The following is a 21,003-nucleotide window of genomic DNA, read 5'->3' as shown; positions in this document are numbered from 1 at the left end:
TTACATAGGAGAAGTAAATGAATCCAGAACAATTTAAAGCGGCATTGTTAAAACACAATGTCTCACTATCGGACTTTCAAGTAGAACAGTTTAAAAAGTACTACGAACTTCTAGTGTCCTATAATCAAAAGGTGAATTTGACGACCATCGTTGAACGTGACGACGTGTATTTAAAGCACTTTTACGATTCACTTACTCCCGTTTTTTACATACCAGAGCTTAAAAAGCCAAGGTCAATTGTAGACGTTGGTGCGGGGGCAGGGTTTCCGTCAATCCCACTTAAGATTATTAATCCCGATTTAGAGGTCACCATCGTGGACTCACTTAATAAGCGGATTGTTTTTTTGAAACAACTAGTTAGTGAACTGGGATTGACTGACGTGCGCCTTGTTCATGCTCGTGCCGAGGAATTTGGTGGAAAGCGGTCAAATGATCGCGAACAATTTGATTTTGCAACCGCACGGGCACTGGCGCGGTTGAGTGTGATGTCTGAGTTGTGCCTCCCACTGGTTAAGATCGGCGGCAAGTTAATTGCGTTAAAGGCCGCTAGGGCTCCTGAAGAACTGAAGGGAGCTCAGAAGGCAATTACAACTTTAGGTGGTAAAGTCGAAAGTGACTTTGAGTTTAAATTACCGGAAAATGATGAAGTAAGAAATATAATTGTCATTGATAAAGTCACCAAGACACCAAAGAAGTATCCAAGAAAAGCTGGAACTCCAAATAAGGATCCGATCAAGTAAGAAGGAGGGAACAACATGGGAACCGTTATATCGCTTGCAAATCAAAAGGGTGGTGTTGGTAAGACCACGACTGCTGTTAATCTGGGGGCTGACCTAGCCACAAAGGGCAAGAAAGTCCTGCTGGTTGATGCCGATGCCCAAGGAAATGCCACTAGTGGCGTTGGTCTTAGTAAGCAAAAAATTAATAAAGATATTTATGATGTTTTAGTTAATGAAGAGCCGATTGAAGACGTTATTCTACATTCAGCTCATCAAAATCTAGATATTGTTCCTGCTACCATTCAATTATCTGGAGCAGAGATTGAGTTGACCCCCATGATGGCGCGTGAGACTCGATTGAAAACGGCACTTGAGAGTGTCTCTGACAAGTACGATTACATTTTAATTGATTGCCCACCTTCTTTAGGATTAATCACGATTAACGCTTTTACTGCCAGTGATTCGATTTTGATCCCGGTTCAGTCTGAGTATTACGCCTTAGAGGGACTGAGCCAATTGCTTAATACCATTGGTTTGGTACAGAAACACTTTAATCCCAACCTCAAGATTGAGGGAGTGTTATTGACTATGTTTGATTCCCGTACTAATCTTGGAGCACAAGTCAATGGTGAGGTTAGAAAGTTTTTTAAGGATAAGGTGTACACCACCGTCATCCCCAGAAACGTTCGTTTATCGGAAGCTCCCAGTCATGGACTGCCGATCATTGACTATGATGCCAAATCAAAAGGTGCCAAAGTATACATGGAATTGACAAAGGAAGTGTTAGCTGCCCATGACCAACAAAAATAGTAAGGGATTAGGACGTGGAATTGAAGCATTGTTTAAGGACAATGACGTTAATAGTAATGACGAAGCAGTTGTTGATCTTGACCTAACCGAAATTTCGCCTAATCCTTATCAACCAAGAAAGAAATTTGATCAGAAGGCTCTTGACGATTTAACCCAGTCCATTAAAGAATCAGGAGTTTTTCAGCCAATTATTGTGCGCCACGATGTTGATAATCATAATTACCAGATTATTGCTGGTGAACGTCGATTTCGGGCATCTAAAGCTGCTGGGAAGGCCAAAATTCCAGCAATCATTCGTGATGCTACCGAAGAGCAAATGATGGAAATCGCTGTAATGGAAAACTTACAGCGTGAGGACCTTAATCCACTAGAAGAAGCTCAAGCGTACGATACTTTAATGACGAAACTGAATTTAACGCAAGCACAAGTTTCAGAACGCTTAGGCAAGAGCCGCCCTTACATTGCCAATTATCTTCGTTTGCTGGGGTTGCCACAATCCGTTAAGGATATGCTGCAAAAGAAGCAACTTTCAATGGGGCAGGCCCGTTCCCTTTTATCAGTCAAAGAAAAATCACAACTTTTGAATTTAGCTGCTAAGGCTAAGGATGAAACCCTCACGGTTAGACAGTTAGAAAAGTTAATTGCCAAGGCTAATAAGGCTCACTCAACCAAGAGTAAACGAACAGTGAAAAAGTCCAAGTCTCCCTACATTAAGGAGAGCGAGGACCAGCTTCAAGATAAATTTGGAACTAAAGTTTTGATTAATGAGACCAATTCTAAGCTTGGTAAGGGACAAATCCAGATTGATTACATGTCAAACGAAGATTTGAACCGAATTTTAGACCTATTGGATATTCATCTCGACTAGGGAGGATATTTTTATGTATGGAATGCATGATATCGTTGAAATGAAGAAACAGCATCCCTGTGGCACCAATCGATGGGAAATCATTCGAATGGGAGCTGACATTAAGGTTCAGTGCATGGGATGTGGTCACATTGTGATGATCAGTCGACGACAATTTGAGAAACGTTTAAAGAAAATACTAGAAAAACACGAAGAAATTAATTAAAAGAGGTAAGCAGGATGTCTTTAACAGCGGGAATCGTTGGGTTGCCGAACGTTGGTAAGTCAACACTTTTTAATGCCATTACAAAAGCTGGTGCTGAAATGGCTAACTATCCTTTCGCAACGATTGATCCAAACGTAGGAATGGTAGAAGTGCCAGATAAACGGCTGGACCGGATTCAGGAGTTAATCCCGGCTAAAAAGGTGGTACCAACTACTTTTGAATTTACCGATATTGCGGGGATTGTAAAGGGTGCTAGTAAAGGTGAAGGGCTTGGAAACAAGTTTCTTGAAAACATTCGTCAAGTGGACGCAATTGTCCACGTTGTTCGGGCTTTTGATGATGACAATATTACCTCAGTTACGGGAACCGTTGACCCCATTGGCGATATTGAAACGATCAACGTCGAACTTGGAATTGCTGATTTAGATGCCGTTGATAAACGAATTGGAAAAGTTCAAAGAGCAGCAAAGGGCTCAGATGAAGCCAAGGAAGAACTGAATGTTTTAAACAAGATTAAACCGGTGCTTGAAGATGGCGGAGCTGTCCGCGATATTGATTTTGATGAAGACGAGCAGAAGATCGTTAAGGGATTGTTTCTTTTGACTTCTAAACCCGTCTTGTATGTCGCTAACATCAGCGAAGAATCGATGGCGGATCCAGAAAGTGACAAGTACTTTAAAATGGTTAAAGACTATGCTCAAAAACACGGTGCGCAGGCAATTGGAATTGCGGCAGAAACCGAGCAGGAAATCGCTGAACTAGGTGATGATGATAAAGCTGACTTTCTTGAGGCTGAGGGGGTTAGTGAGCCTGGTCTAAATAAGTTGATTCGGGCTTCATACAAATTGCTTGGACTGGAAACCTTCTTTACTGCAGGTGGCAAAGAAACGAAGGCGTGGACCTTTAAAAAGGGTACTAAGGCACCTCAAGCCGCTGGAATTATCCATTCTGATTTTGAACGGGGCTTTATTCGAGCTGAGATTATGTCCTTTGAAGACCTGGATAAATACGGAAGTGAAAATGCCGTTAAAGAGGCCGGAAAATTGCGGGTTGAAGGTAAGGATTACGTCATGCATGATGGAGACATTGCAGAATTTAGGTTCAACGTCTAGGAGGAAATTATGAGCGAGGAAGATAATCGAAAACGAAATGCTAAAGCAAAACAGCATCAACATCACTCAAACACTAAGATTGCTGAACGAGAACAATTTGATCACGTTGGTTTGACCAAGAGAAATGCTGAATACATGTATAAATTTAAGCAGGAACTTTCGGAAACCAAATTGGAACCAGAAAAGCAGGCTGCTCAAATCAGTACGATGGTAAATGAACTAAAAAGGGCCCAAAAGAGTGGGGTGACCGCAAAGAATCTGTATGGAACGGTTGCTCAAAAAGTGCAGGTTACGGTTCATCCACCAAAGAAACCCCAAAAGATGACGCCCATCACCTACGTGATTGATGCCACGTACAACTTTTTGTGGTTTTTGGTCCTGTTCTGTTTCTTGTACGCAGCCATGTTCTTCATTAATTCCTCGCAAGCATCAAAAGGTGGTGTAATGGGAATTACTGGAATCTTTGTTTCCTCGATTGTTGCTGGTGCGGGGATGCCACTTATGACCAACTTGTTTGCTCCGGGAGTAAAACATAAATATAATGGCCTCATTCGAGCTTTGATGATGGTTCTATTGTTCGCAATTTGGATGCTAGTCTTCTTTGGTGGAACGTATATTCCAAGAGTGATTAACCCGATTACCAGTCCGATTGTTGATGCAGTGATTGGTGTGATTGGAATTGCGGGAATTTTGTACATGCGTCATCGTTTCCCAATTACCAATGGACTATTTACCGGGAACCGAAATTAATTAATGAATCGTGGATCAACTGGTCTACGATTTTTTTGATGTGAAAGTTTAAATGTTTATAATATTAAAACAATTTTGGTTAATCTCTGTTTTCAATCTGATAAACTGAAAGAAAACAGTGAATTCGAGGTAATTAAAATGAAAATTTTAGTTGTTGATGACGATAAAGAAATCGCACAATTATTAGAAATCTACATTAAAAACGAAGGATACGAACCAATCTCAGCCTATAACGGTAGTGATGCATTATCACTTTTGCGCACTGAGCCAGACATTGGCTTGGTAATTTTAGACATCATGATGCCGGAAATGAGTGGGATTGATGTTATTAAAGAAATCCGTAAAGACTCCCAGATTCCGATCATTGTGTTGTCCGCCAAAACGGCTGATATGGATAAAATTCAGGGATTGGTTTCTGGAGCTGATGATTACGTCACCAAGCCATTTAACCCATTGGAAATCATGGCACGGGTTCGTTCCCTGCTTAGAAGAAGTCAAAACGATGTCACTAAGGACAAGCCTGACATTTTAAACGTGGGTCCACTGACTATCAATAAGGATTCACACGAAGTTAAGACGGAAGACGGCAAAGAAATCCAGTTAACCGCTCTGGAGTTTGGTATTTTGTACCTTCTTGCCAGCCATCCTAACCGGGTCTTTTCAGCTGATGAGATTTTTGAGCGCGTTTGGAAACAAGAAAGTATCATTTCAGCTAAAACCGTCATGGTCCACGTCAGTCATTTACGTGACAAGATTGAAGAAGCTACTGGCGGTGAAAAAGTGATTCAAACCGTTTGGGGCGTCGGCTACAAAGTGGAAGCATAAATAATAAGAGGAATCTTGAGTTTGAAATTAACGACGAAAGAAAAAACTGAATTATTTGTTGAAGGAGTAGTTACTTTAATATTATTACTCCTTTTAAACTTGGCGATTACCGTGATTATCACTGAATCAATCGAGAGTAACCCGGGTCTAAGGGACGGAATCTTCATCATTAAGCAATCGGTAACCTTTGGCCCGATGCATTTTCGACTACTTAGCTGGGAGAATCTCTTCATCATTGCTATGGGCGTAATCGATATCATTATTATTTACTGGCGGTTGATTCGGCGCTATCATCAAATGCAACTCCGCCACATTATTTCGGAATTGCATTACATTGCGAACGGGCATTTTGACCATCGAATCCCCTTTGAATTAAAGGGAGATACCGAGCGGGTCATTCAAAGTATTAACGCGCTTGTTGATAGTGTTATTGAATCCATGAATGATGAGCGAGAGGTGGAAGCTTCAAAGGACAAATTGGTCACTAGCGTTAGTCATGATTTAAGAACGCCACTAACTTCAATTCTGGGATACCTTGGTCTCATTGAAGACGGTCAGTATCAAAATGAAGACGACATTTTAAAGTATTCACATATTGCTTATTTAAAGGCGCAACAAATGAAACAATTAGTGGATCGGCTTTTTGAGTATGCTAAGGCGGGCGACAAGTCTAAGCCTTCGCAAAAAATTGATAACATTGATGTGAATGCGCTATTAGAGCAGCTTCAGACCTCATTTAAACTTGATGCATCTAAGCACAAGATGACGATTGAAATGAAGCCACTCAAGCACGATATTTCGATCAAAGCCAATGCGGAGTCGTTAGGTCGGGTATTTAATAATCTGATTTCGAATGCTTTTAAGTATGGAAAGGGTGGACGTCACATCTATCTTTCTGCTAAGCCATTTAGTAGTGAAGGAGTTGAAATTATCGTTTCAAACGATGGCGAACAGATCCCTAAAGGGTCACTAGATCACATCTTTGATCGTTTTTACCGGGTTGAGGAGTCACGAAACACCAAAACTGGTGGAACTGGCCTAGGACTTGCCATTGTTCGTGAGATTGTCACCAATCAGGGAGGTTATATCAACGTTTCTTCAACGAAAAAATTAACCGCGTTTAAGATTTACCTTCCGTTAGATGTTAAACATCCATTACGGAAAAATAAACATGTGATAGGAGAGAAAAATGCAAACCAAGAAAAGTAATCATAGTGGTCATCAATTTCTCGTTTCATTTTTAATCATGACGTTAGCACTCGTTTTAATGATTCCAGAAACTTTGGCAAAGGCCAACTCGAACGAAATCGATAGTAAAGCTGCCATTGCAGTGGACGCTAAATCAGGACAGATTATTTATCAAAAAAACGCTGCTAGAAACTTACCGGCAGCCTCGATGAGTAAGTTACTCACCGCATACATAGTTCAAAAACGAGTTCATGATCATCAATTGAAATGGGACACTAAGGTGGATATTTCACCTGCAGTTGCCAAATTAAGTACCAAAAAAGGGTTTACCAACGTTAAATTAGAGGCCCATAAGAAATACACGGTAAGGGCGCTCTATTCAACGGCCCTGATTGGTTCAGCTAACGCGAGTGCGATGGCGCTTGGTGATAAAATCTCTGGTAACAGTGAGAATTTTGCCAAAACCATGCGAATAACTGCCAAAGAATTGGGAATTAAAGACGCCAAATTCTATAATGCCTGTGGTCTGACTAACAAACAGGTTGCACCGATGAATTTGCCAAGGGTGACTGGTGATTCTGAAAATGAGATGTCAGCAAAAGACACGGCAATCATCTCTTCCAAAATTATTTCGCAGTATCCTGATGTTCTAAAAACCACTAAGAAAACGCAGTATACCTTTGGTGATACCGACCAAAAACCGCAAGAAGTTGTCAAGACCTCTAACGAAATGTTGAAGGGACAACGATATTACGATCCAGCCTTAAACGTTGATGGTCTAAAAACTGGAACTTCTAAGAAAGCGGGCGAAAACTTCGCGGGGACTTTAGATAATCACCATGGTCATCGCATTATCACGGTAGTTATGGGTGCTAAGCCTAATCAACGGTTTATCGTTACTAAGAACTTAATGGAACACGTAATCAAGAATTATCGCCCCATGGAGTACGATAACGATCAATTTACCGAGAATCATCTAAGGGTGATTAACGGGAAAAAACGGTCGGTTAAAGTCAAGATGAGCAAACCAGTTACCCTGTGGGGCAAGGTTTCTCAACCAAATGAATTTAGCGACCAAATTATACTTGATTCAAAGCATGCTAAAGACAATGCGGTATCAGCTCCTGTGCTTAAAAATCAGGAAGTTGGAACGAATCAGGTTGGATTTAAAAATCAGAAGGTGGAATTTTTAAATCATGATGGTGGAAAAGCACCAATCGTTACCTGCCAAAGCGTTGATAAGGTTGGCTTCTTTTCGAGATTGTTTCGTGAAATTGTGGAATTTTTCTGATAATTACCATTAGAACAAAATTATGGTTTGTTATTTTGCCATTTTTTCTTATAATGAACAATGTACGCAAAAAGTTAATTAATTTTTTTAGGTTATTTATTCAAGAAATCAAGTGGAGGATTTCAATTGACAAAATTAGTACCGAATCCTAATGAACCTACTTGGAAAGCCAATTTCAAGGTCTCGTTTCCCTTAGACTTGAGTTACATTCCAATTGGTTTGGCGTGTGGGATTTTGCTACACGCCGCGGGATTTAACACGTTTAACACGATTTTGGTATCACTACTGGTTTTTTCCGGTGGTGCCCAATTTTTGATCGCATCCATGTTAACCATTAATTCACCACTTCTAACGATTGTGTTGATGCTGTTTTTCCTAGAGCTGAGATACGCATTATTAGGATCGAGTCTTTCTAAGTATCTTCACGGGCAGAACACGCTCTTTACGTTCTTTTTTGCCTGTTCTTTAAATGACGAAAATTACGCTGTGAACTATTTAAAGTTTTCAACTGACAAGAAATGGACCCCGAAGGATGCGTTGCAAGTAGAACATTTTACGTTATTTTTCTGGACCATTAGTAACTTAGTGGGGAGTTTAATTGGGTCAGCTCTTACAATTGATCTAACCGTGGTGCATTTCGCACTCACAGCGCTCTTCTTGTATATGATTGTGATGCAGTTAAAGGATTTGCTAAAAGTGTTTATTGCACTTTTTGCTGCTGGCCTTGCGATCTTCTTCTTAGTGTTAACTAAATCAACACTCGGATTAGTTGCGGCGACGTTAGTTGCATCGTTCGTCGGTTTCTTGCTTGATAAATACTTTCGGAGTCGAAAACGGAAGACCAACAAGAAAAGTATTTTTCTTAAGACGTTTAAAAACCCTGCGGGGACACCGAAGGAATAAGTTGGGAGAATTGTTATGAAATGGGATGCGATGCAACACTTTCTGTTAATATTGCTGTGTTTTTTAGTTGCTTTAGCTCCAAGATTTATACCATTAGCATTTTTTAGAAAGCGCAAAATTCCAAAGTGGTTTACCGAATGGATGGAATTTGTACCAATTTGTCTGTTTACTTCACTGGTAGTAAAGGATATTTTTATTAATCAGTCATATGCCTTTTCGATTAGTGGTCAGGGACCAGAGTTAATCGCTGCCGTGTTGGTAATTGGGATTGCTTACTGGACCCGATCTATGCTAGTTTCAGTGATGGCAGGACTAGCGGCGGTGTTTCTGTTAACGTTTGTCCTTTAATGAATATTTGATAACAAAAAGACGTAACTTTAATTGATGAAGTTACGTCTTTTACTATCTATTATATTAAGTTATTTGTACATGTAGTCACGGGTCATTGGAAGTGATGCACCAGCCGGTCCCTTTGAAATGAGGTACTGCATGACATCGATATTTCCAACCTTAAATGAAGCGGCACAGGCTTGAAGGTACAAGTCCCACATGCGGCAGAAACGTTCGTCAAACATATTTTCAATTTCTTTTCGGTGCGCATTGAAGTTTTTGTCCCATGTTTCCGTAGTCTTCTGGTAGTGTCTTCTTAGTGATTCAAGATCGTAGATTTGCATGCCATTATCAATAATATGGTCTAAGTTTTCGGTCAAACCAGGGATGTAACCCCCAGGGAAGATCCACTTATTTAACCAACCATTGATCGCACCACCCTGTTGTCTGGTAATTCCATGGATGAGGGCGTTTCCGTTTTTCGCTAAGTGGTCTGAAACGACCTTGAAGTATTCATCAAGATTTTCTTTCCCAACGTGTTCAAACATTCCAACAGACGTGATGTAATCCCACTTTTCTGACTTTGGTAGTTCACGGTAATCTTGAAGGCGGACTTCAGCGACGTCTTCAAGACCGTATTTTTTGATCTGTTCGTTAACGTAGTCGCATTGTTCCTGACTAAGGGTCACACCAGTAACCTTTAGGTCGTATTCTTTAGCGGCAACTAACATTAAAGTACCCCAACCACAACCGATATCTAAAAGAGTACCACCAGGCTGTGGGTTTAGTTTCTTGATGATGTGATGAACTTTATTCATCTGAGCATCGTACAGGCTATCTTCTGGACTTTCCCAGTAACCACATGAATAGGTCATGGTCTTATCAAGCCAAATTTTGTAGAATTCATTTCCGATGTCATAATGCTTTTGCACATCTTTTTTACTTGCTGCTTCTGAATGAGAAGACTTTGGTAGCCACTTAATGAATTTCTTGTTGTGTAAGAAACTGCTGCTATCCAGGTAAGCTGCTGCAACTAAATCTTCTAAAGAAATCCCTTCAACAGTGATTACACCATCCATGTATGCTTCACCTAAAGCGATTGAAGCATTACTGGTAATATCTTTAATTGGAATTGCTTTGTGGATAGTAATGTGAGCTTTAGGCTCACCCTTACCATAAGTCTTGGTAGAACCATCCCAGTATGTTACCTTTAATGGAATATTAAAACTGTGTTTGATAAATTCACTGTAAAACGTCTTTTCAAGCATATAAAAACCTCTCTTTAATTCAATAGTTATATGGCCATTATAACCTTTTTTTGTGAAACTCGTAAAATAGACTGACATGAATTTTAACAAATTACATTAGATGCTATAATAAAAATATTACGTACTACTATTAAAATTGATTTGAGTAAAGTGTTAAATACGAATTATGAATGGAGAGGGGATGGATTAAAACCAAAATGGAGAATTTAACCAATTGGTGGCAAAAATTTTTAAATAACACAAAATTAAGACGGGCAGTGGTCTTGTTGCTAATTGTCGTTGTTCTGTATCTCTGTCGCTCAATGATGACCACCATTCTTTTGACCTTTATCTTTACGTTATTAATAACCAAGCTAGTACTTTGGATTCGGGCCCGGATTAAGATTCCGATTCCAATCTTGGTCATTGTGATTTACTTATTAATTGTGGGAGCCATTGTACTGGTAAGTGTCCTGTACCTCCCCCAGATTGCTGAGCAGGGAGTTGAAATAACCAAGACGCTAATTACCTTTTATGAAAGTCCCCATTCGATTAAAAACCCAGAATTACGTTCGTGGGTTTTATGGTTACTAAAGAACTTTAATGTACCAAACCAGATTAAGGGAAGTATGAACCTGATTTGGAGTTACATTACAAGCATTGGTTCAACTGGGATTGCTATGTTCCTGTCACTACTTTTGAGTTTCTTTTTTACCTTGGAACTTAAGCAGGTGAAGCGCTTTTCTAAGAAGTTTTTAACCAGTACCTTTGGGTGGTTCTTCTCGGATATCCTGTTTTTCGCGAAGACTTTCGTCAAAACCTTTGGGGTCGTGATTGAAGCCCAATTCTTTATCGCAATCTGTAACACGACGATTACCACGATTTGTTTATGGATCATGCAAATTCCACAGCTTTTGATCTTAGCTGTCATGATTTTCTTCTTGAGCCTCATTCCGGTGGCTGGGGTTATCATTTCGTTAATCCCTCTAACCTTGATTGGTTATACTGTAGGTGGATTTAGATACGTGGTATACATCTTCATTATCATTATGTTGGTTCATCTACTTGAAGCATACGTGTTAAACCCCAAGTTCATGTCGGCTAAGACCGAGCTGCCCATCTTCTTTACGTTCGTAGTCCTCTTGGTTGGTGAACACATCTTTGGGACGTGGGGATTAATCGTTTCGGTTCCTGTTTTCACCTTTTTACTGGACGTCTTGGGAGTCCAAAACGTTGATGAAGTGGCGAGAAATCGAAAACCAGGTTGGTTTAGTAAGATCAGTAAGTTAGTGAAAAAAAGTTTTAAATGATGTAAAATGAGTTAGTATAAAAACAAAAGAGGGGTAATTACAATGGCTAAATTAGTATTTGTTAGACACGGCCAAAGTGAATGGAACTTATCGAACCAATTCACTGGTTGGGTTGACGTTGATTTAAGTGAAGAAGGAGTTAAGCAGGCTAAAAATGCAGGTAAATTAATTGCTGAAGCAGGCATTCAATTTGACCAAGCTTACACTTCAGTTTTAAAGCGTGCTATCAAGACTTTAAATTATGTGTTGGATGAAAGTGACCAATTATGGATTCCAGTTTTGAAGTCTTGGCGTTTAAACGAACGTCACTATGGTGCACTTCAAGGCCAAAATAAGGCGGAAGCTGCTGAAAAATTTGGTAAGGAACAAGTTCACATCTGGCGTCGTTCATACGATGTTTTGCCTCCACTTTTGGACGCAAATGATGAGGGATCAGCTGCTAAAGATCGTCGTTATGCTGACTTAGATCCAAAGGCGATCCCTGGTGGTGAGAACTTAAAGGTTACTTTGGAACGAGTTATTCCATTCTGGCAAGATCACATTGCTCCTAAATTGTTAGACAACAAGAATGTGATCGTTGCTGCCCATGGTAACTCTCTTCGTGCTTTAACTAAGTACATTGAAGGAATCTCTGATGAAGACATCATGAACGTTGAGATTGCTACTGGTCAACCAATTGTTTATGATATTGACTCTGACTTAAACATTTTAGACAAGGTTAAATTAGGCGAAAATAAATAATTTAATCTAAACCAAAAGACACCTCCTAATTAATTAGGAAGTGTCTTTTTTGTATCCATTAGTGTGATTTTACTACCACGATCGCTTACTTTGATAATGACCGATTTACTGGGGTCGTCTGAAAGAGGTCCCATATTAATGCAGTAGTCGTCATTTTTAGTTTTAACGTATTGAACCCGATCAAGGATTAATTTTTTAAAAACTTTACTGATTTCTTCGTGACGTTTTGCCTTATCTACTGCCGTGGCTAAAGTAAAGCCGGACTCTAGATAGGATTTGATTAATAAAACGGTTACTAGAGTATAGATGCTATATCGCTTGTTTTGATTTTTATGAACTGGTAAAGAAGTAATGTATCCTCGCTGCTCCCAGTAGCGAATCTTACTTTGGGAAAGACCGGAGCATTTGGAAATATCACCAATGCCAACCGAAATGTTATTTTTTTTGATGATTTTTCCGAGTCGTCCGTTGAGGTCAGCTACTTCTTGATCATTCTCATTTTCCAAGGGTTTACCTACTTTCTATGCTTAATCAAACTCGATGAATTCATTAAATAATACAATACTAATTATATGTAAAATAATGCACGTGTCAATTAAATTGACATAAACATCGGATGGTTGTATAGTAGTTGGTGTTGTAATTTTGAGCAAATATTAATTAATTAAGCTTTTGAAAGGGGCATATATAATGCATAATATTCCTGCTGTTGATGCGAATGGCAAAAAGTATAATCGAACCATGTTTGTCATTATTCTTTTGGTTGGAACTTTTTGTACGGTTTTAAACCAAACCATTTTGTCAACGGCTTTTCCAACATTAATGCGTGCCTTTAATGTTAATACCTCGACCGTTCAGTGGTTAACCACCGGATTTATGATGGTTAACGGAATTTTGATTCCAGTTAGTGCCTGGTTGAGTGGACGTTTTAACACTAAATGGCTGTACTTATCAGCAATGATCATCTTTGAGATTGGAACGGTGGGGTCATGGATAGCTCCAAGCTTCTGGTTTTTATTTGGATCCCGTTTGATTCAAGGAGTTGGTGTTGGTATTGCCATGCCATTACTTCAGACCATCATGTTATCAATTTTTCCAGCAGAAAAACGGGGCACTGCCATGGGACTGGCCGGAATCGTCGTTGGTTTAGCGCCTGCCATTGGACCAACTTTGTCTGGATGGGTGATTGATACTTCATCTTGGCGAAATTTGTTTGGGATTATTGCTCCCATTGTTGCCATAGTCATTGTTTTAGGACTGTTTTTTGTTAAACCAGTTCTTCCAACTAAGAAAAGTAAGCTAGATTATCTCTCATTAGTTTTGTCTACCATTGGTTTTGGTAGTTTACTTTATGGATTCTCGTCAGTTGGAAATGACGGTTGGGGCAGTCCAACTGTCATTTGGGGATTAATTATTGGAATCATTTTTATTATTCTCTTTGGATGGCGTCAACTGGTCATGAAGAACCCGTTCTTGAATTTAAATGTTTTCAAATCACGTGAATTTCGACTTGGAACCATTGTCAGTGCGGTGGTCTTCATGGGAATGGTCGGAGTTGAAATGGTCTTACCTCTTTACTTACAAATTGTTAGAGGGATGAGTGCTTTTCATTCCGGATTGACTCTATTACCCGGAGCACTTTTAACCGGATTTATGAGCCCAATTACTGGAAGACTATTCGATAAGTTTGGGGCCCGTCGTTTAGCAATGGGTGGATTGTTCTTATTGACGGTTGGGACTTTTCCATTTTTGTTTTTAACAAAGGATACTCCAACCATTTACGTTGTTATTTTGTATGCGATTAGAATGTTTGGGGTGGCAATGTCCATGATGCCAGTAACGACATCTGGAATGAATGCTCTTCCAGTTTCTGAAATGGGACATGGAACTGCTGCTAACAATACCTTTAGACAGGTTTGTGGATCAATTTCAACGGCCGTTATGATTTCAATTTTAGCCAATGTTACTACCAATAATATGCCAGCAAAACACTTACTTAAAATTAATCCGTTGGCATATCGAGCTGGAGCAATTAACGCTAATTTGAAAGGATACATGGCAGCCTTTGGAGTCGCATTCTTAATCTCATTAATTGCCTTTCTTTTGACGTTTGCGTTGAAAAAGGGTCATGTTACTGAAGATCCTGTTTTTGAAAAGGGAGGTAAAAAATAATGATATTTATCTTACTAATTATTTTTGTAATTGCCTTTTTCTTAACGTGGAATTTGATTGCTAATAAAAAAGTGGCAACCTCTTTAGGCCTTATATTTGCTACTTTGATTATCATTACGATTGGTCTAATGATTGCCAATTACCACAATCACTTTGGGATGGAAAAGAAGACCACGGTTAAGACCACTTCGTTTACATCAGTGAACAATCAAGCCAACATGATATTGTATAAGAAGATTGGTCAGACTAATGATAAAGTTGTGATCTACAAAAAGAATGTAAGTCAAAAGAAGCCAACCGTAACACCTGCGATTGACACTACGAATGAAATCAAACCAGGTGGCGATTCAAACAAACTAGTTTTAAAGCAACAAGATTGGGTCTACAAAAATAAATTTTACAAAGTCTTCTTCATGTTTGCTCAAAAAGAAGCCTTTATTAAACGTACGAATACTTTCCACGTAAAATCAGGTTACATGGTATTCACACCTGAACAAGCTAAAGCATTTGGGAAGGCCATGAAACAAGAGGCTGCTCAAATGAAGCAGCCACAACAAAATCCTGAAGCTCAGCAACAGATGGCTGCTTCTGGGAAACAGTTTGTAGCAGCTAAGATACAACAAGCTATGGCCGAAAATCCAAAGATGTCACCAAAGGACCAAGCTAAGCTGCAAAAACAAGCTGAGAATGAATTTAAGGCGCAAATGCAGAACAAAGCTAAAAATCAGATGGAACAAAAGGCAATGGAACAAGCTTTAAAAGTTAACTAGATAAAAAATGATGCTCAAATTTTGAGCATCATTTTTTATTGCTGTTTTTGGATTTTTTCAAGTTCTTGGTATTGATTGTTCATCCACTGCATGTAATTCTGGCCCTTTGGAGCAGTCTCTGAGACGTTTAAAATAGGAACATGATGTGTTTTAGCGTACTTAACCATTTGCGTTACCACCGGGCTATCGGATTGAGTGTTATTAACAAAGAAAGCAATCTTATGGTTGCGCATGTCACTTTGCAGGTTAGAAATGTCACTGACTGAAGGATCGACGCCCTTTTCAATCGCATTTGAGAACCCGTAGTCCTTAAGTTTGTAACCAAGGGCTGAAAGTGAGTAGTCAAAGACGGGCTCGCTGGTAGCAACTGATTGACCGTGCGAATTCTTTGATAACTGCTTGATTAACCGTTGCGTTTGGCCCCATTCATTTTTGTATGTTTGCGCATTTTCCTCAAAATATCCATGGTGATCTGGATCAATCTTACTGTAGACGGTAACTAGATGATCAACCAAATGGTCCATGGTAGTTGGTTTATACCAAATGTGTTCGTTGTCGCCATCTTTTTTATGCATCAATTTGCCAACGTTCACGTCTTGTTGATGATCGTTTCCAGCGTTGTGAATTAATTCGTTCATCCAATCGTCATAACCAATTCCATTTGAGATGACCACGTTTGCCTTGGCAACTTCTTTCGCGTTGTTAGTTGTTGGTTCAAAGTCGTGTGGATCAACGTCTGAATTGATGATGGACGTGTTGTGACCATACTTTCCGACGACTTGTTGGGCAGCATCACCATAGAAGTTCACCGAACTCACAATCTGAATTTTCTTTGGGTCATGGGCTGCCGATTTGTGACAGGCTGTGAGTGGAATCATCAGTAGTACGAGACAAGTGACTAGGAGGGAAAGTTTAAAATGTCGTTTCATATTATCGTCCTTTTCTAATCTTTATGAATTCTATCCTAGTGTACCATTTTTGGTGTGGTAAAATAGGAATGCCATTCTAGCTCAGTAGGTAGAGCATTTCCATGGTAAGGAAAAGGTGCCGGGTTCGACTCCCGGGAATGGCTTATCGGTTATTTTCATAGTTTAAAACTCTCACTACGTAATCGTAATGAGAGTTTTTTTATTCAGCTGTTGAATTTTTGCTGACTTTAATTAAATTATCACTGATGGCTTGTTTGGGGATCAACGGGGAAACTTCGCCTTTACACAACAGGGTTAACGAATGCATGGCTCGCGTCAGAATTGTGTAAAGGACTCCAAGTGAGTGCTGATCAGGGTAATTCTTTTTTGAGACGTCCCAGGCAATGACCGAATCAAATTCGAGTCCCTTGGCCAAGTAGACGGGAAGTACGACAACTGGTGAGGTCATATCTCGGTCACTATCTTTTAATAATGTAGCATCAAAGTGAGCGTTGACCTTTTGATAAACTTGTTTGGCCGATGTGGCATCTCTAGTAATGACCGCAACGGTTTCATGTTTTTGAAGTTGGTTGTTGATAACGTCAAATAAAGAACTTGTTAGTTCATTAAAATTGTCCTTCACGATTAGCTCAGGCTTTTCCCCATTTCGGTTGAAGGCCTCGATGTTATTTCCATCTGGTAATAATGACTTGGCAAAGGACGTGATGGGATAGGTTGAGCGGTATGAACGATTCAGCTGAATTAGTCGCGAATGTTTACTAGGGATGGCATCATTAAGCTTGTCCAGTAACGTTTGGGCTGATTCGACATCCTTGAAAATGGCCTGTTCACTATCACCAATTAGGTTGAACTTAGCTCTCGGAAAAATGAGCTTGAGATACATAATCTGGGCAATTGAGTAGTCCTGAATCTCGTCGACGAAGAGGTATTTAATGTTAACGTTTTTATTTTCCCCACTGAAACGATCCCTCAGATACAGTAATGGGGCAGTGTCATCCAAACCAATTTGGTGGAATTCAATGTGATTTAGGAAATCATTTTTGCTTTGTTTAAAAGCATCTGGTTCAACATTTTCAGGCAACTTAACGTGGTCAAGAAAATCGGCGTATTGAACGTACGGATCGAAAAACTCATCGTTGTAGATAGCATCGTACACGGTACTAAGTCGATCTTTAACTAGTCGCGTGGCAATGTAGTTTCGTTCATCGTCTAGTTCCTCAAAGTCATTTAAGTGTTTTTCACCCAGAAGATTGTGGTACTGTTCTTCGCTCATGGTGTCGATAATGTCAGCGACCCATTTTTTCTTAGTTTCATCGTGAATACGGTTCTTCAGTCTCTTGATTAAGCGGTTCTTCGTTTGCAGAAGTTTTTCACTACTGGTCATCCCACTGGGTAGACTAGCGTAAATTTCACGAATTTCCTTTTTAGAAAAGTAAACCTCACCATTAAAGTGAATATCATCGAACTTGATTTGATCAGAGGTGAGATTTTGGACGTAGTTTTCAATCTGATCAATGAAGTTCTGACTATTTTTGAATTCGCGAAGTTTAGAATCAGAATCATGATCAGAAGCTTCGTAACGTTGAAAAAGGGTCTGAACCTTCATGCCCTCAAGTCGGTGGGCAAAAAATTCAGCTAGTGTAACCTGACGCATATTGCGTTCCCCTAAACTTGGTAGTACGTCCTTGATGTAGTTACTAAAAAGAAGATTCGGAGAAAAGAGTAGGATTTGGTCAGCATTTAAAGAGTCCCGACTGTGATATAACAGAAAAGCAATCCGTTGTAAGAGTGCTGAGGTCTTTCCTGATCCGGCCACTCCCTGAACGACCAGCAGATTACTGGTGGTATCTCTAATAATGTCATTTTGTTCGTGCTGAATGGTGGCCACGATGTTTTGCATCTTTTCGTTGTTTTCATCACTTAAAGCACTCTGTAAGAGTTCGTCACCAACCGTTTCGTTGGTATCAAACATGTTGATGATCTTGCCGTCTTTAATCTGGAATTGACGTTTCTTTAGAAGGTCAGTGGCTTGTTTTCCATTGGGAGTGTCATAAGCAACTTTTCCAAGCGTACCATTATAGTAGACACTTGAAATGGGAGCCCGCCAATCATAGATTAAGAATTCACCGTTTTTGTCGATGAAAGACGCCTTCCCAATGTATAGGTGATCAACGTCAGAAAAGCCCTCGTCTGAGATGTCAATTCGACCAAAGTAGGGTGATTTTTTAAGATCCTGGTAAGTGGCTAGTTGGCCCTCAACAATGGCTTGATCCTCAACCACTTTGTTAGTTAAGCTTCGCTGTTGTTGCAGGTCAGCGCTGGTTTCAATCCGGTCATCAGCTTCTAAATAGTTTGCAGATGTATTGGTCCCGTAATCTTTTTGAACTCGTTGAGTTTCTGCCTTGGCTTTTTGGTATTCAGTTTGGGTGTCTTGGATTTTTTCGTCCAACTGGAAACCAACCCAGGTGACCCGCTCTTGCTCTTTGTTTTTTTCATCCTTATTCAAGTGCATACTCCTCCCTTTAATTCGTGAATAATTCTAATTTGAAAAGCCGGTACTGTCAATTTTTTCGTGCTTTGACAACCCGTCATAAATCGCATAAAATGAAGTTAATATGTATTTAGTTTAGTAAGTAGTGGAGTCAAATAACAGAGAGGCTATGTTTACTGAGATTAGTCAGACGACACGAACTGGATAATGGGTAACAACCTTATAGTTTAAGTGGCAGAGAAATCTCTGCAATTTAGGTGGTACCACGTGCAAGGCGTCCTATTGATTATTCAATAGGACGTTTTTTATTAAAGAAAGGAAAATTACGATGGCAAAAAAAGAAATTGTATTAACTGGTGATCGTCCGACCGGAAAACTTCACATTGGACACTACGTTGGTTCGTTAATGAGCCGTTTAGAGTTGCAGAATTCGGGTAACTACGATCCATTCATCATGATTGCTGACATGCAGGCCTTGACCGATAACGCTCGTGATCCAAAGAAGATTCAAAACAGTCTATTGCAGGTAGCCTTGGACTATCTAGCGGTCGGACTTGATCCAAATCAATCAACGATCTTTGTCCAATCCCAGATCCCAGCCTTAAATGAACTAACCATGATTTATCTTAATTTAGTAACGGTTTCCCGACTGAAACGAAATCCGACCGTTAAAACTGAGATTAAACAGAAAAACTTTGGTGAAAGTGTACCAGCTGGTTTCTTCATTTATCCGGTCAGTCAAGCTGCTGATATCACTGCCTTTAAGGCAACCGTGGTTCCGGTCGGAGAAGATCAAGAGCCAATGATCGAACAGACTAGGGAGATTGTTAGAAGCTTTAATAGTGCCTATCACAAGAACGTATTGGTTGAACCACAAGGTTTCTTTCCACCGAAAGGCATGGGGCGCATTCCCGGCCTCGACGGAAATGCCAAAATGAGTAAGTCGCTTAATAATGCCATTTACCTTGCTGACGATGCCGATACCATTAAGAAAAAAGTGATGTCCATGTACACGGATCCAAAGCACGTCCACGTTGATGACCCAGGTCAAGTTGAAGGAAACACGGTCTTTACGTATCTGGATATTTTCGCTCACGACAAGCAAAAAGTTAGTGAACTTAAAAAGCAATATCAACACGGTTGTCTTGGAGATGTTAAAATTAAGTTGTATTTAAACGAAGTTTTGCAAGATGAACTCAAGCCAATTCGACAACGTCGAGAAAAGTTAGCTAAGGATCCTGAGTATGTATACAGGGTCTTAAAAGACGGAAGCGACGCGGCTAACATTGTTGCAGAAAACACCCTTGAAGAAGTTCGCGATGCCATGGGGATTAATTATTTTAAGTAGATAAATTGTCATAGCACTAAATATGAATAAATACTTGAGGAGGAGAATCGAATGGAGAACTTTGTTATCATTGATATCGGTTCAAACTCAGTCAGAATGGCAATTTATTGCATCGATTCCGATGGAAGTTATCATGAGATTAAACGCGTTAAGAACGATACGAGATTGTCTGAGGGAATCGGACAAAATAACATTTTACAGATAACTGCAATGAATCGTACGATCTCGGCGCTTCGATCCTTTAAGTCAGAGTATTCAAAGTATAAAAACGTTGTGGTTCGTGCCATTGCTACGGCAGCGGTGCGCCAAGCTCAAAATCAAAAGGATTTTTTACACAATGTTTATAAGCAGCTTCACATTAAGATTCGCGTGTTAACCGGAAAGGAAGAAGCTTACTATGATTATCTAGGAATCTCTGATCGATTGGCGGTTAAAGATTATCTCTTGATGGATGTTGGTGGTGCTAGTGTTGAAATTATTCAGGTTAGAAACCAAAAAGATATCCATTGTATCAGCGTTCCCATTGGGGCAGTAAAAATTTCGGAACAATTTCATTTGATTAACCAGGTGACTCCAGCTGATTTATTTGCGGCTGAGTCTTACGTTATCGAAGTGTATAGTCGGATTCCTTGGATTAAGAAGCCCCTTCATTATCCGATTGTTTTGATTGGTGGAGCTGCCCGCGCAATTGCAAGAATTAATCGGCAGTACCAACATTTAAGCCATGTTGATCACATCCAAAATTTTCAGTTAACCAGAAAACAGGTCAACAGTACGATGGAAATGTTTCTGAGTAAGACTTTGGCTGAGCGTCAAAAGATTAATGGGCTTGAAAACGACCGTGCCGACGTCATCATTGGTGGTTCCCTTTGTTTAACTGTCATGATGCATTTTATTGATTCCAAGCGGGTCATTTTCTCAAACGGTGGCGTGCGTGAGGGACTGATTAATGAATACATTGAGAATAGTCCTCATTTTAGAAAATAGGTGTCAT

Annotated in this window: 21 protein-coding genes and 1 tRNA gene; 18 read left to right on the top strand and 4 right to left on the bottom strand. The window is 39.8% G+C overall.

Annotated elements, in window-relative coordinates; all coding sequences use genetic code 11:
• Window positions 1-17: 17 nt before the first annotated feature.
• The 11 genes from rsmG (at window position 18) to AC6UD4_RS04185 (ending at window position 9,019) form a co-directional block, all read left to right on the top strand.
• A complete protein-coding gene (gene rsmG / locus AC6UD4_RS04235) occupies window positions 18-740 on the top strand; it encodes a 16S rRNA (guanine(527)-N(7))-methyltransferase RsmG (protein WP_500694027.1) in 723 nt (240 codons plus the stop codon).
• 15 nt (window positions 741-755) lie between these two features.
• A complete protein-coding gene (locus AC6UD4_RS04230; RefSeq protein WP_500694026.1) occupies window positions 756-1,529 on the top strand; it encodes a ParA family protein in 774 nt (257 codons plus the stop codon).
• Window positions 1,513-2,397 carry a ParB/RepB/Spo0J family partition protein gene (locus AC6UD4_RS04225; protein ID WP_500694025.1) on the top strand — a complete coding sequence of 295 codons (885 nt, stop codon included), beginning with the start codon at window positions 1,513-1,515 and terminating at the stop codon, window positions 2,395-2,397. Before AC6UD4_RS04230 ends, AC6UD4_RS04225 begins: the two co-directional genes overlap by 17 nt.
• Window positions 2,398-2,410: 13 nt before the next feature.
• Entirely contained in the window at window positions 2,411-2,602 is a 192-nt protein-coding gene (locus tag AC6UD4_RS04220; RefSeq protein WP_500694024.1) for a DUF951 domain-containing protein, read from the top strand.
• A 14-nt stretch (window positions 2,603-2,616) separates the two neighbouring features.
• Window positions 2,617-3,714, top strand: coding sequence for a redox-regulated ATPase YchF (gene ychF / locus AC6UD4_RS04215; RefSeq protein WP_500694023.1), 1,098 nt, complete (start codon window positions 2,617-2,619; stop codon window positions 3,712-3,714).
• A gap of 9 nt (window positions 3,715-3,723) precedes the next feature.
• Window positions 3,724-4,464 carry a DUF1129 family protein gene (locus tag AC6UD4_RS04210; protein ID WP_500694022.1) on the top strand — a complete coding sequence of 247 codons (741 nt, stop codon included), beginning with the start codon at window positions 3,724-3,726 and terminating at the stop codon, window positions 4,462-4,464.
• A 138-nt stretch (window positions 4,465-4,602) separates the two neighbouring features.
• Window positions 4,603-5,289 (top strand): response regulator transcription factor CroR, encoded by a 687-nt coding sequence (gene croR / locus AC6UD4_RS04205; RefSeq protein WP_500694021.1) that lies wholly within the window; start codon window positions 4,603-4,605, stop codon window positions 5,287-5,289.
• 21 nt (window positions 5,290-5,310) lie between these two features.
• Window positions 5,311-6,498, top strand: coding sequence for a sensor histidine kinase (locus AC6UD4_RS04200; protein WP_500694136.1), 1,188 nt, complete (start codon window positions 5,311-5,313; stop codon window positions 6,496-6,498).
• Window positions 6,479-7,768 (top strand): D-alanyl-D-alanine carboxypeptidase family protein, encoded by a 1,290-nt coding sequence (locus AC6UD4_RS04195; protein WP_500694020.1) that lies wholly within the window; start codon window positions 6,479-6,481, stop codon window positions 7,766-7,768. Before AC6UD4_RS04200 ends, AC6UD4_RS04195 begins: the two co-directional genes overlap by 20 nt.
• A 126-nt stretch (window positions 7,769-7,894) precedes the next feature.
• Entirely contained in the window at window positions 7,895-8,671 is a 777-nt protein-coding gene (locus AC6UD4_RS04190; RefSeq protein ID WP_500694019.1) for an AzlC family ABC transporter permease, read from the top strand.
• Between the two features lie 15 nt (window positions 8,672-8,686).
• A complete protein-coding gene (locus AC6UD4_RS04185; RefSeq protein ID WP_500694018.1) occupies window positions 8,687-9,019 on the top strand; it encodes an AzlD domain-containing protein in 333 nt (110 codons plus the stop codon).
• 71 nt (window positions 9,020-9,090) lie between these two features.
• Here AC6UD4_RS04185 and AC6UD4_RS04180 read toward each other — a convergent pair whose 3' ends face one another.
• The gene (locus AC6UD4_RS04180; RefSeq protein ID WP_500694017.1) at window positions 9,091-10,269 is read right to left on the bottom strand and encodes a class I SAM-dependent methyltransferase; all 1,179 of its coding nucleotides are present in this window, start codon (window positions 10,267-10,269) and stop codon (window positions 9,091-9,093) included.
• A 197-nt stretch (window positions 10,270-10,466) separates the two neighbouring features.
• Between AC6UD4_RS04180 and AC6UD4_RS04175 the strand changes: the two genes are divergently transcribed.
• Together AC6UD4_RS04175 and AC6UD4_RS04170 are read left to right on the top strand one after the other, a co-directional pair.
• Entirely contained in the window at window positions 10,467-11,558 is a 1,092-nt protein-coding gene (locus AC6UD4_RS04175; protein ID WP_500694016.1) for an AI-2E family transporter, read from the top strand.
• A 42-nt stretch (window positions 11,559-11,600) separates the two neighbouring features.
• Window positions 11,601-12,299, top strand: a complete 699-nt coding sequence (locus AC6UD4_RS04170) for a 2,3-diphosphoglycerate-dependent phosphoglycerate mutase (RefSeq protein ID WP_500694015.1) — start codon at window positions 11,601-11,603, stop codon at window positions 12,297-12,299.
• Between the two features lie 29 nt (window positions 12,300-12,328).
• Here the strand turns inward: AC6UD4_RS04170 and AC6UD4_RS04165 are convergent, their stop codons facing one another.
• Window positions 12,329-12,805, bottom strand: coding sequence for a MerR family transcriptional regulator (locus AC6UD4_RS04165; protein WP_500694014.1), 477 nt, complete (start codon window positions 12,803-12,805; stop codon window positions 12,329-12,331).
• Between the two features lie 184 nt (window positions 12,806-12,989).
• Here AC6UD4_RS04165 and AC6UD4_RS04160 point away from each other — a divergent pair, with 184 nt between their 5' ends.
• Window positions 12,990-14,471: an MDR family MFS transporter gene (locus tag AC6UD4_RS04160; protein WP_500694013.1), complete on the top strand. Its 1,482-nt coding sequence runs from the start codon at window positions 12,990-12,992 to the stop codon at window positions 14,469-14,471.
• Window positions 14,471-15,241, top strand: a complete 771-nt coding sequence (locus tag AC6UD4_RS04155; RefSeq protein WP_500694012.1) for a DUF4811 domain-containing protein — start codon at window positions 14,471-14,473, stop codon at window positions 15,239-15,241. Before AC6UD4_RS04160 ends, AC6UD4_RS04155 begins: the two co-directional genes overlap by 1 nt.
• Window positions 15,242-15,276: 35 nt before the next feature.
• Here AC6UD4_RS04155 and AC6UD4_RS04150 read toward each other — a convergent pair whose 3' ends face one another.
• A complete protein-coding gene (locus AC6UD4_RS04150; RefSeq protein ID WP_500709631.1) occupies window positions 15,277-16,170 on the bottom strand; it encodes a metal ABC transporter solute-binding protein, Zn/Mn family in 894 nt (297 codons plus the stop codon).
• A 70-nt stretch (window positions 16,171-16,240) separates the two neighbouring features.
• Here AC6UD4_RS04150 and AC6UD4_RS04145 point away from each other — a divergent pair.
• Window positions 16,241-16,313 (top strand) — tRNA-Thr (locus AC6UD4_RS04145).
• A gap of 56 nt (window positions 16,314-16,369) precedes the next feature.
• Here AC6UD4_RS04145 and helD read toward each other — a convergent pair.
• Window positions 16,370-18,682, bottom strand: a complete 2,313-nt coding sequence (gene helD / locus AC6UD4_RS04140) for an RNA polymerase recycling motor HelD (RefSeq protein WP_500694010.1) — start codon at window positions 18,680-18,682, stop codon at window positions 16,370-16,372.
• Between the two features lie 307 nt (window positions 18,683-18,989).
• On the opposite strand from helD, the gene trpS reads away from it, so the two are divergent.
• Together trpS and AC6UD4_RS04130 are read left to right on the top strand one after the other, a co-directional pair.
• Window positions 18,990-20,009 (top strand): tryptophan--tRNA ligase, encoded by a 1,020-nt coding sequence (trpS, locus tag AC6UD4_RS04135; RefSeq protein WP_500709630.1) that lies wholly within the window; start codon window positions 18,990-18,992, stop codon window positions 20,007-20,009.
• A gap of 51 nt (window positions 20,010-20,060) precedes the next feature.
• Entirely contained in the window at window positions 20,061-20,996 is a 936-nt protein-coding gene (locus AC6UD4_RS04130) for a Ppx/GppA phosphatase family protein (RefSeq protein ID WP_500694008.1), read from the top strand.
• Window positions 20,997-21,003 lie beyond the last annotated feature (7 nt).

The sequence above is a fragment of the Fructilactobacillus sp. X3R5C2 genome, assembly GCF_059901175.1.
The sequence above is the reverse complement of the archived record's forward strand: the minus strand, read 5'-3'. Positions and strand labels throughout refer to the sequence as shown.